The 11,106-nt window shown below is 39.9% G+C and carries 15 protein-coding genes; 13 read left to right on the top strand and 2 right to left on the bottom strand.

What is annotated here, in order from left to right:
* Window positions 1–12: 12 nt before the first annotated feature.
* From PGW42_RS07495 to PGW42_RS07435, 13 genes are all read left to right on the top strand, one after another.
* A complete protein-coding gene (locus PGW42_RS07495) occupies window positions 13–270 on the top strand; it encodes an EsaB/YukD family protein (protein ID WP_270202969.1) in 258 nt (85 codons plus the stop codon).
* 111 nt (window positions 271–381) lie between these two features.
* Window positions 382–669 carry a WXG100 family type VII secretion target gene (locus PGW42_RS07490; protein ID WP_270202970.1) on the top strand — a complete coding sequence of 96 codons (288 nt, stop codon included), beginning with the start codon at window positions 382–384 and terminating at the stop codon, window positions 667–669.
* A gap of 71 nt (window positions 670–740) precedes the next feature.
* Complete coding sequence (locus tag PGW42_RS07485; protein WP_270202971.1) at window positions 741–1,376, top strand: hypothetical protein; 636 nt, start codon at window positions 741–743, stop codon at window positions 1,374–1,376.
* A gap of 4 nt (window positions 1,377–1,380) precedes the next feature.
* Window positions 1,381–1,701: a hypothetical protein gene (locus PGW42_RS07480; RefSeq protein WP_008368736.1), complete on the top strand. Its 321-nt coding sequence runs from the start codon at window positions 1,381–1,383 to the stop codon at window positions 1,699–1,701.
* Window positions 1,702–1,717: 16 nt separating this feature from the next.
* Window positions 1,718–2,011 carry a WXG100 family type VII secretion target gene (locus tag PGW42_RS07475; RefSeq protein WP_270202972.1) on the top strand — a complete coding sequence of 98 codons (294 nt, stop codon included), beginning with the start codon at window positions 1,718–1,720 and terminating at the stop codon, window positions 2,009–2,011.
* Between the two features lie 11 nt (window positions 2,012–2,022).
* The gene (locus PGW42_RS07470) at window positions 2,023–2,460 is read left to right on the top strand and encodes a hypothetical protein (protein WP_270202973.1); all 438 of its coding nucleotides are present in this window, start codon (window positions 2,023–2,025) and stop codon (window positions 2,458–2,460) included.
* Window positions 2,461–2,476: 16 nt separating this feature from the next.
* Window positions 2,477–3,613, top strand: a complete 1,137-nt coding sequence (locus PGW42_RS07465) for a WXG100 family type VII secretion target (RefSeq protein WP_270202974.1) — start codon at window positions 2,477–2,479, stop codon at window positions 3,611–3,613.
* A 19-nt stretch (window positions 3,614–3,632) separates the two neighbouring features.
* Complete coding sequence (locus PGW42_RS07460) at window positions 3,633–3,923, top strand: DUF4176 domain-containing protein (RefSeq protein ID WP_227084665.1); 291 nt, start codon at window positions 3,633–3,635, stop codon at window positions 3,921–3,923.
* A 124-nt stretch (window positions 3,924–4,047) separates the two neighbouring features.
* The gene (locus PGW42_RS07455; RefSeq protein ID WP_270202975.1) at window positions 4,048–4,737 is read left to right on the top strand and encodes a PP2C family protein-serine/threonine phosphatase; all 690 of its coding nucleotides are present in this window, start codon (window positions 4,048–4,050) and stop codon (window positions 4,735–4,737) included.
* A gap of 17 nt (window positions 4,738–4,754) precedes the next feature.
* Window positions 4,755–6,104: a serine/threonine-protein kinase gene (locus PGW42_RS07450; RefSeq protein WP_270202976.1), complete on the top strand. Its 1,350-nt coding sequence runs from the start codon at window positions 4,755–4,757 to the stop codon at window positions 6,102–6,104.
* A 61-nt stretch (window positions 6,105–6,165) separates the two neighbouring features.
* Window positions 6,166–6,951 carry a hypothetical protein gene (locus PGW42_RS07445; protein WP_227084667.1) on the top strand — a complete coding sequence of 262 codons (786 nt, stop codon included), beginning with the start codon at window positions 6,166–6,168 and terminating at the stop codon, window positions 6,949–6,951.
* Between the two features lie 23 nt (window positions 6,952–6,974).
* A complete protein-coding gene (locus PGW42_RS07440) occupies window positions 6,975–8,585 on the top strand; it encodes an OmpA family protein (RefSeq protein WP_270202977.1) in 1,611 nt (536 codons plus the stop codon).
* Between the two features lie 44 nt (window positions 8,586–8,629).
* The gene (locus PGW42_RS07435) at window positions 8,630–9,613 is read left to right on the top strand and encodes an SseB family protein (protein ID WP_270202978.1); all 984 of its coding nucleotides are present in this window, start codon (window positions 8,630–8,632) and stop codon (window positions 9,611–9,613) included.
* A 103-nt stretch (window positions 9,614–9,716) separates the two neighbouring features.
* Here the strand turns inward: PGW42_RS07435 and PGW42_RS07430 are convergent, their stop codons facing one another.
* Complete coding sequence (locus tag PGW42_RS07430) at window positions 9,717–10,610, bottom strand: IS3 family transposase (protein ID WP_270235129.1); 894 nt, start codon at window positions 10,608–10,610, stop codon at window positions 9,717–9,719.
* A gap of 107 nt (window positions 10,611–10,717) precedes the next feature.
* The coding region (locus PGW42_RS07425; protein WP_270235128.1) for a helix-turn-helix domain-containing protein at window positions 10,718–11,106 on the bottom strand (389 nt) is incomplete at its 5' end.

The raw sequence follows: 11,106 nt of genomic DNA, 5'->3' as shown, positions 1-11,106 counted from the left end.
GAGGATGGGAAGATGAATCGAATCATAGTCACAATAAGAATAAAGCAAAAAAAAGAATATGATTTGGAACTTCCTGTAAATCAGAAGATCAAAGACTTGATGCAGGATATTTCAGATTCTCTGGAAGGATTGGATCCTTTGGCATGCTTTGACCCGGAACAGGTCAGTCTTGTGGATCAGAGGAATGGAAGAAGATTAAACGCAGAGAATTCTTTGTTGGAAGAGTGTGTATGGAACGGAGATATCCTGGAAATACAGGGATATAGATAGAAGAATGTATCTAAAATAAAAAGATTACGAAATAAAACGATCTTAAAAACGATGTATGTTTTTAAAGATAAAAAAGTCAGAAATGATGTATTAAGGAAAGGTGGAAATCAAATGAAAATTATTGTAACTCCAGAGGAAATGAGAAGTAACGCAACAAATATCCGCACTGAAAAGGCTAATTTTGAACAGTGTATCAGCAACATGCGCACAATTGTAAACAGCATGAGTGGCGTATTCGAAGGTGAGGCTGCAACAGCTTTTGTATCAAATTTCGAAAGCTACAATGCGCAGTTTACATCTTTTGGAGAACTTCTGGAAAGCTTTGCACAGAAGCTGGATACAGCTGCCAATACTATGGAAGAAACTGACGGAGGACTTGCTGCATCTATGGGACAGTAAGAAAAGGCAATTTGTGCGGGGATACGTCCTCGCACAAAGATGTGCTGAGACAGAAATGAGTGATGAAAAGAATGAAAGAACTAATACTATCTCCGGAAGAAATCTATTATATCGGAAAAGCAAGTGGCGGAAAATATCTGGATTATGATTATATTGCCGCTATGCAGGATATTGGAAAGCGGGGGAAAATAAAAGCGCAGGAAATTCTGGATGGTCTTGAAAGGAAGGGATATGCCGAGGAGGATTTCTTAGGCAATCTGGAAGTAGAGCCGGCATGTATAGAAATGTTGCAGCCGGTTTATCAGGGGATGTATGAATCTGAGCTGATTTTACGGGAAGAGTCAGGAGCATCTGTACATTATAAATTTCATCATATGGAGAATCAGATTACATCTGTAGAGTGCCGGGCGCAGGAGTACCGTGTCAGGGCACAGGACAAAGAAGGAATAGAAAAGATGCTGTATTCTCTTTTGGAGGAAGATGTGCATACAGAGGAAAGAGAAGCATACATTGCGATTGACCAGGCAGAAAGGAGCATCATTCTGAAAGGTACTCATATCGGAAAGGATACCTGTCTCTATTTCTATGCAGAAAAAGGTGGTTCTTTCTATGAGATAGCTCCGGAACAAAAAGAAGAAACGATACTTCACCTGGTTGAAAAAAATGTCGTTTGTGAGCAGGCAAAAAAGATTCTGATGGGAGACTGAGAGAATGGCATACAAAGATGAAAATGGAAAAATAACAATTGATGATGTCGCAGCCGGAGAGGATATCAGGAAAATCGAGCGGGCACAGTCTATCCTGCAAAATGCATTGCAGAGTCTGAGAGCAGCTCAGACAGAAGGGGCAAATTCAAAAGGTGAGACAGCCCAGGCTATTTATGATAAATCCCAGGAACTGATTAACCAGATTCAAAGGCTTGATAGTAATTTGGAGGAAACGACAAATTATATTCGTCATGTGCTTGCTGTTTATAAGGCGAAGGATGAAATGCTCAAGGAGATTATGGCAGCAGCACAAAACATGAATTAGAGTGGAGGTATCCAACATGGCTAATATTAGAATTGACGCAGATGGATTGCAGAACAATATTTCATCTATGCGAGCCTATATAAATGAACTGGATTCTTTGAATGCACGGACACAGACGCTTATGACACAGATTGCTTCTTCCTGGGAGGGAGAGGCAAGCACGGCTTATATTAATATTATGACAGAGAGAATTCAAAAAGCAGGGCAGATGAAAGAGCTTTTACAGGAATTTATATCCTATATGGAGTCTGCCAGGACAAAATTTGTGTCAAGAGATCAGGAAAGTTCGTACTCTATCAGGGGATGCTAGGAGATGAGAAGATGATTATAGATGTGAATCCACAGACAATTACGGGAATCGCCCAGACGATTGCAAATGCCTATGGAGAAGTGGAAGAGGCAGTAAGAATTTTGACATCCATCACGGAACATAACAACTGGAATTGCAAAGAGAGGGATGCTATCAATGACTATACCCGTTCGAATGCCCAGGAGATTTTGAAAATCAGTGAAAAATCCGGAAATTTTGCAAATGTCATGAAGGTGGTTGCAGAGAATTTTACGACAGATGAGAAAAATATATCAGAAATGTTTACCAGCGTAGAGAGCATCATTGCCTCCATGCTTACGATCCAGCCGATCGGAAGTGGGACTACGACAAGCAATATCCCGGAGGGTGTAATGCCAATTAATAAATCAATCGGAGCAGGAGATATCAATCTTTCTTCTGTAATCGATCTGGCAAGTATGAAATTGTAGGGACAGGAGGAGAAGAATGGCATCCAGAATTATATTAGATCCAGAAGTCCTGTTGGCGCAGGCTGGTGAAATGCAGAGCCTGACAGCAGAATATGAATCCCTGTTTTCGAAGGTTACGGGTACTCTGAATGACACCAACAATAATTGGAGTGAACTGTTAGCACATAATTTTGCAGGGAAAATAAGCAGCGCCCAGCAAAGCTTTGCAAGTATTACAGAGCTTCTTTCCAGTGGGGCGGCAGCAGCGAAAAACAGTGCTACAACCATGCAGTCGGTAGACCAGTCTCTTTTTAAGGTGTTCGGAGGAGAAGCTGGTGAGGGAATTAGTCCCGGACAGGTACAGGGGATGACTGATGTCATAGAGGATTACAGAAATTGGGAAAAGAAATCTAAAAAAGTAAAAGCAAAAAGTAAAAAGAAAAAAGACGGTTTTTTGGATTCTTTGAAAGCAGATATGGCAGGAGTGTCGAAAGCAATTGTAAAAAAAGGAAAGAAGACTGTTGCAAAAATAAAAAAATCCTATGATGAAAAAGGATTTGTTTATAAGGCACTTCAATATGGAAAATCTGCTGTAAAAGTTGGTGCAGGTGTTGTCAAAATTGCCGGTGCGGTAGCTCTGGTAGCAGGCTCCGGTGGTGCAGCACTTCCTGTAGCTGCTTGTATTACTTTAAGTGCCTGCAATGATATTTATAATGGCATGATGGATGCAACATACACCTATACCGGTGACTATAACAAGGTTGGTAATACAAATGCATTAAAGGAGTTTCTTGTAAAAAAAGGTGGAGAGACAGGAGAAATCCTCTTTGGAGATGAGAAGCTGGGAGAAAAAATGGGCAGCTGGGCCTACACAGGATTGGACGTTGTTTCTTTCTTAAATGGTGTAGATAAACTTGGAAAATCTTTTGGTAAGCTTCAAACTATAACAAGCGGCACCGCAGAAACGTCAAAGGTATGGGGAGAAATTCACATGGATGACGTTATCGACAATGATCTTAAATATCTCAGCAAAGATGGAATTATTAAGACTGTACTTAATATAGACCCCAACTCTGTAGCTAATTTTGGATATGACGTCGTCACAGGTACGATTAAATCTATAAAGTCAGCAGGAAAACTTGGCAATACTATAGCAGATCTGGCCGTTGGTTAGGACGAGAAAGGAAAATAAAATGGCAAAGCAATTACTACCAAATGGAAGTGTTGTAACCTTAAAAGGTGCGACAAAAAAGTTAATGACAATAGGCGTTGAGGTTGAAATGGAAGGGGATGAAAAAACCTACGATTATATCGCAGTTCCCTATCCGGAGGGGTATATCGATTCGGAAACCATGTTTCTCTTTATGCAGGAGGATATCGAGAACGTTTCTTTCGTAGGTTTTGTAGATGCAGAAATGCAGGTTTTTCGAACTGCATTAGAAGAAACAGATGAAAACGATGCTGAGAAAGAAAGTGATTCATAGTATGATCAGCGACATTTATTTGGCACGTAATCGGAGCATAATGAGAATCTCCGCCGCCTGCAGCTGTCATACAGGCAGACGCAGGAAAAATAACGAGGACAATTTTTTCTTTGCGGGACGCTATATGGCAAGCTGTAATAATGGACTCGGAAGTATTTTAGAGAAAAATTTTCCGCTAAAAAAGGACAGATTCTTTGCTGTTTTTGATGGCATGGGAGGCGGAGAATATGGTGAAATTGCTTCCTATATGGGGGCAAAGGCAACAGAGGAATACTTGAATGCAGAAGAAGCAGATGATATTGCAGGTAAAAAAGGCTATCTGGAAAAAATGTGTACGCATGTAAATGACAGGATATTTAAGGAAACCCTTCGTTTGGATGCGGAGATGATGGGATCTACTTTGGCAGGACTGTATTTTACAGGAAACCAGGTTTGGACTGTAAATGTGGGGGATAGCAGATGTTTTCTCCTGCGAGATGGGAAGCTTCGGCAGATTTCCGAAGATCAGACAGATGAAGTCTATATGAAAGAAAACGGTATTCAAGGACGAAAGCCTTATCTGACCCAGTATATGGGAATGAATCCGGAAGAAGTGCGCGTACTCCCCTATATGGATTGCCTGCAGACGAAAAGGGGAGATCGTTTTCTTATCTGTAGCGATGGCGTGAGTGACATGGTGCCGGTAGATTTTCTGGAAACCATGATGCAGCAAACGCAAAGTACGGCGAAGTGTGTCGATGCAATTCTCACAGCAGCGTTAGATGCAGGCGGTAAGGACAATATTACAGCAATTGTTTTGGAAATAAACAGATAGAATTACAGGAGATGTAAATGGATGAGGAGAGATATCCAGCTCTGCCCTGGCAGGGATGGAAGATTGTAAAAAGGCTGGGACGAGGCGGTTATGGCAGTGTGTATCTGGCACAGCGGAATTCGGCGGGTGTCATGGAAGATGCTGCTGTAAAGGTGATTTCTTTCCCAAAAAATGAAGAAGACATTGAAGCTGATTTTACAGATGGATATGATCTTGTCAGTGTAAGAAATAAGTATAAAAATATGCTTCACAGATACGTAGATGAGTATCAGATCATGCTGGCATTTAAAGGGCAGACCAATATTGTCAGCTGCGATGATTTTGAAGCAAAACCGCATAAAGACGGAATTGGATGGGATGTTTTTATCCGTATGGAACTGCTGACCCCATTGACTACATTGATCAAACAGTATGCAGGAATTATTCCTGAGGAAATGGTTATAAAAGTCGGAAAAGATATCTGTTCGGCGCTGATGCTTTGTGATTCTAAAAATATCGTACATAGAGATATTAAGCCGGAAAATATTATGGTATCGGAATTTGGCGATTATAAATTAGGTGATTTCGGAATTGCCAGAACTATGGATCATACGACCCAGGCAACGACAGTAGGATCAGAGCGTTATATGGCGCCGGAAGTGATTAAAAGAGAAGAATACGGAAAAGAGGTAGATATTTACAGTCTTGGACTGGTGCTTTACTGGATGCTGAATAACCGTAAGCGTCCGTTTATTGATGCGGATCATTTACCAACTCATGATGAAATCGAACTGGCACAGGCAAGGAGAGAAAAAGGGGATCCTTTGCCACGGCCAAAATACGGAAGCAGGGATTTACAGAATATCGTTTTGAAAGCATGTGCATATGCACCAAAAGACAGATTCTCTTCTGCCAGAGAAATGTATCAGGCGTTGGAGGTATTACAATCAGGTGGAAGTATACCAGAACTGCCGAAGCCTGAACCACCCGGAAAACCGAAACTGCCGGATGATGATAGCGAGCTGACGGGAGGATGGGTTTCCGTAGATGATGGTAAGGAGAATGGAAAGCATTTAGATGATGAGGATGAGTGGAGTTCTGTACATGTCACTGAAGATAAAAGGAATATAGAAGAAGGACCTGCTGTTTTAGAAGGGGCTTATCCGGATGAGAAGGAACTTAAAACAATAAGGAAGGCTTTGAATATATGTACAGTTATAATGGGAATCTGTACGCTTGGAATTGCGTTGTTATGGTGTATTCCTATCAGAAAGAAAATTCTAGGAAGAATCGAAAGACGAGAGCCAATCAGTGACGGATTAAAGATAGCGGCTACTATGATCGGATTTATACCGGGGCTGTTACTTCTTGTAAATGAAGATATTTAATTAAAGTGGCTGGGAAAATTTCCAACCATAAGAGAAACAGGAAAAGAAAGGAAGAGAGAGTATGAGGAATCGAAAAGTTAAGATTTTTGCACTTGTTCTGGCAGGTTGCCTGAGCTTATCTGGATTAACAGGATGCGGCGGTGGAATTAAGATGACAACTGACGATACATCGTCCAAATCAGATAGCGGATTGATGGGATCTGCAAAAAAAGAAGCAGAAAAAAGTGATGAATCAGAAGCAGATTCTGCCGATGAAGAGGATAAAATAAGTGATGATATGATTGGGCGGTATGTATCCCAGGGATATGAAAATCCTTCCTTTGGATTTGCAATTTCCCTCCCAGATACTTATACGTTGGAAAATAGAAACAATGTCGCACTAAACGATGCGGACATTGTAGAATCTTCTAATTCAGAAGGCACTTATGATTATTTAAAATCTTTAATTTCGATGGGAAGTGCGGTAGTTTTTTCGGCGGAGGATGGGAATACATATATTGAAACGAACATTCAAAATGCAGCGGTTTTAGATAAAACAGCTACATGGGATGAAGAAAAGAAAATAGCGGAAAATTCAGTGATGACTGAGGATGATGCTAAAAAATTGATGGGAGAAGATGCACAGGTTACTGAATTTCAAAATAATGTGGAAGAAATCACATTTTTGGGTGAGAAACATTATGCGGCACAATATACATTTAAGAACTATGATGTTTCGTATTATGGTGTGACTGTGTTTTTGGTGAATGAGCAGGATTCACGGTATATGTTAGCTGTCAATATAATTGGAGTAGATCTGAATGTAGTAGATCAGGCGGATCAGTTCTTTAGTGTATATACGGAGTAAGGTGAAGGGGAAAAAAGAAAGGTATGAAAAAGTTTTGTATATTGTTTAGCCTTTTGATGTCCACAATGGTGTTTACAGCATGTGGAGCTGGCATTAAGTATAGTAGTGACAGTAATAGTAGTGGTAGTAAGCAAACTAAAAATGCAGAGCTGGTGGATTTAGGATCAGATCCGCAGGCTTATATGCTTTACGGGACCTATCGGAATGAAGAAAACTATAAAGATGAAGATGGTTCCTATGCGAATGAGCATGCGGATGATTATGACTATATGACTCTCCAGCTTGAGGATTCGGAAAAATATGAGGTGCAGATTCTTCCGATACAGATATATGCAGACACTGATTTCCTGATTTATGACCTGTCTGGAAAAACAGACAAAGAACTGAAAGAAGAGGAAGGTCTGACAGACCAGCAGATTGGCGCATTGCATGAATATTGGCAATATAATCACATTCATGCCTCTTTTGTCGAAAGAAAAAAATATAGTGAGGATGGAGAATATTCTTATTCGGTAAATACTCTCTTCACATTTGCCTACGAAGTAGTAGGAGACAAACTCTATATGGGATTAGAAGCTTTGATTATGGATGATGAGGATGAAACTAATCTGGGATATCATGTACAGGATCGCAAGGATTGGGTTGAATACTCTTATGGCTTCGATGGACTGGATTTAATTTTGTCTAAGGACGGAAAAAGTACAAGACTTAAATCTGCGGATATACTTTACGCAGAAAAAAAGAATGAAGGACTTTATGAATGGGGATATGCCAAAAATTCTAGTTCCGGATATGATGGGATAGTTCATTTGTCTTTGAATACGGAAGACGGTTATGATTCTTATATTGAGTGGGCAGATGGAAGAACAGGTGAGAATGTAAAAACACAGATTGATGGCAATCAGTTTACTCTTACCTGGGACAGCACCTATCGTTACAATTATGATCTTGGAGAATCTGAAGAAGGCGAAGGTGGAAAAATCACAGGGATTTTCCTGATTACTAACCGACCAAATGGAGGAATGGATGGAGGCTTGTCCATCTGTGTTGATGGAAAATGGTATCCTTATGTTTATGATTCCACTGCATATTGGAATGGTGAATTAAGTGATAATTTAGAGACAGATGCTGATGTGAGCAGTATGAGTGAAGATAAGCTGGGAGAGTTAAAAGAAAACCAGACAGCAGTCTCAAGCGGACTCATGGGAGCCTTCAAAGAGCAGGGACTTGATTCTACGAAGATAGACGAGTCGACGGGAACAGTACAGATGGATAATAATGTGCTTTTTGCCTGGGATAAGGCAGATTTGTCAGAAGAGGGAAAAGCTTATCTGGATCAATTCCTTGCAGCCTATGTACCGGTAATATCCAGTGCGATAGAAGATGGAAAGGTATCGACAATCGTAGTGGAGGGTTATACCGATTCAGCAGGAGACGAGGCTTACAATTTAAAACTCTCGGAGGAAAGAGCAAAGACTGTTGCAGATTATATCAAAGCAGGTTATCCGGAACTTGCGAATGCTATCGAGGTTGTCGGTAATGGAGCAAATAATCTGATTCTGGATGGAGAAGGAAAAGAAGATGCCGCAGCATCCAGACGTGTAGAAGTCAGATATGTCCTGAAGACAGAGTAGTAATAAAAACCAAATATAAAAAAGTATAAAAGGAGAAGATAAGAATGGCGGAAAAAATTGATCTTAATACACTTCCGAAGGGACTTACAAAGGAAGAATTTACAGCTTTGCCTAATTTTAAAAAGATACGTTCTTTTTTCACCTGGGCCGGGGTGGTATCTATTGGATCAGGGGTATTGATTTGTTCAGAGTATGGAAAGGTATGTCAAAGCGTACTTCGGGCTGGAGGAAGCCTTGAGGAAGTGAACCAGCTATGGGCAGTAAAGCTTAATATGCTGTTTATGGTAATTAGTATTGTTATAGGAATCCTCCTGATAAAAAAGAAAACAACAAAAATGGCGTATATTGTTGCTATAACAGAATTGGTATATGCACTCCTGGCAATTATATCAGGCGGATCCGTAGGCGTTGGGGTGATAGCCTTAGCACTCTCTTTGGCTGGTGCAATCCGAATTGATAAGAAATGGAAACAGTATCAGGAAATATCTGTTGGAAACAAACCGGGGAACAATACCGGGAATACCACAGCCAGAACAACACAGAACAATACATATACAGAAATTCACACATCCGAAACTACTAATAATGGAAGCTCCTGGCAGCAGGCGAAAAAAAATAATGATTTTGTATCAGCTGACAGCCCTAAAAGCCTGGAGGAAACACTGAACATTTATAAAAAAGAAAAAAGTTGGTCTGCAGAAAATAATATGATAGAGACTTTGAAGAACAGCAAAGTATGGGTTCCATATATTAGTGAAAAAAACCAGCTGGATATTCTGAAAAATGGAGAAAGATATTATCTTCCAGTGTTTACAAGTAGAGCGGAAATGAAGGAATATGGAAAGAAATTTTCGCAAAGAGAAGTATGCTTTTCTGATGTGATGGATATGGCAAAGAGATCACAATATACATTAACCGGTCTTGTCATCAATGCGTTTACTGATTCCGTTATTTTGGACTGGAATCAGCTCGGCACGATAAATCCTGGTGGCGATGAAGAAGAAGAAGAAACTATGTATACGAGATAGTTGCAAAGAAACCTTACTGATATTCTGAACTGCTTCCCGTCAAGTAGACAATTAAAAAAATAAAATTTATTTCTGCCACTAGATGAAAAACTGGTGGCAGTTTTTATGCGGCTAATATATATTGTTCATGTTTTTCCATTGGGGCTAAAACTCCAAGATTCCTTTGTAATCGTCTATTGTTGTAATATTCCATGTAGCTTTCAATCATGCCCACAAGTGCTGTACGACTCGTAAATCTTTTCCCATAATAACGTTCTCTTTTTATAATCCCCCAGAATCCTTCCATCGGACCATTATCAATACATTTTGCAACCCTGGACATGCTTTGCGTCATTCCGGCAGCTTCCAGTTTATTATGGAAGCTTCGATTTGTATATTGAAATCCTCTGTCACTATGACACAGCGGGCGTGCATCTGGATTACTGGCAATGGCATTGTCGAAAGTATCAAAGACCAATGCGTTATTATTGTTATCTCGAATTACATAGGACACAATCCGTCTATCATACAAATCTAGTATTGCACTAAGATAAACCTTATGTTTTTCCAAACCGATGTAATATTTAAATTCCGTCACATCTGTAAGCCATTTCTGATTAGGTGCATCTGCAAAAAACTCTCGGTTTAATACATTTTCCGCTATGTATTGTGGATTTGCGGATTGACGTGTGCATCCATTGTTAGCATATTTAATTGTGGATTTAATATTTTTCTTTCTGCAAATACGAAGAACCCGTTTGTCATTTACCTTTATTCCATAATAGCGTTCCAGATCATCTCGTATTCTTCGATAGCCTTTGTCAGGAGAATCCGTGTGTATCTTTTCGATTGCATCTGAAATACGCAAGTTTTTAATTTCATTAGCTGGAATCTCTCTATGAAGCCATTTATAATAAGCAGATCTGCTTACATTTCCAAGTTTGCAAAGTGCACTGATTGGGTAACCGTATGTTTCGTTTTCCTCTTTAATTGCCTGATAAATCTGCCCTTGCCTCAACAGGCTTAACCCCGCCTCCTCTCTATTTCGTCGAGTTTTTTTTTTTTTAGGAATGATGTCTCCATTTCAGCTTTTTTCCGCTTGGCTTTTTCCATCTTCAATTCTGCTTAAAGTTTTTCAATTTCTGAAAGAGAATTCTCTGATTTCCTTTTGCCACGATTGTCTTGTAGTGCATTAATTCCACCGTTTTCATATTTAACCGTATAGTTTCGTGCCTGCTGATAAGAAACTTTAAATTTTTCAGATGTTTCAGTGTAATTATGATCATGGCTAATGCAATATGCCGCAATTTCTACCCGTTCATTAAATGCCGTTTTTCTTCCTTTGGTCATGATGCCTGTATCTCCCATTCTGGAAGCTTTTAGCTCCTCATGACCATTATACTTCTTAATCCAGCTTCTGAGTTGACTGGTCGAAAGAATTTTGAACTTTTGACAAATTTCCATATGAGAACCTTCGCCGGCTAAATATGCTGCGACTGCTTGCTCTTTTTCTG

It is taken from the genome of Coprococcus sp. TM115-187 (assembly GCF_027679115.1).
In the GTDB taxonomy this organism is placed as follows: domain Bacteria; phylum Bacillota; class Clostridia; order Lachnospirales; family Lachnospiraceae; genus Allocoprococcus; species Allocoprococcus comes.
The sequence above is the reverse complement of the archived record's forward strand: the minus strand, read 5'-3'. Positions and strand labels throughout refer to the sequence as shown.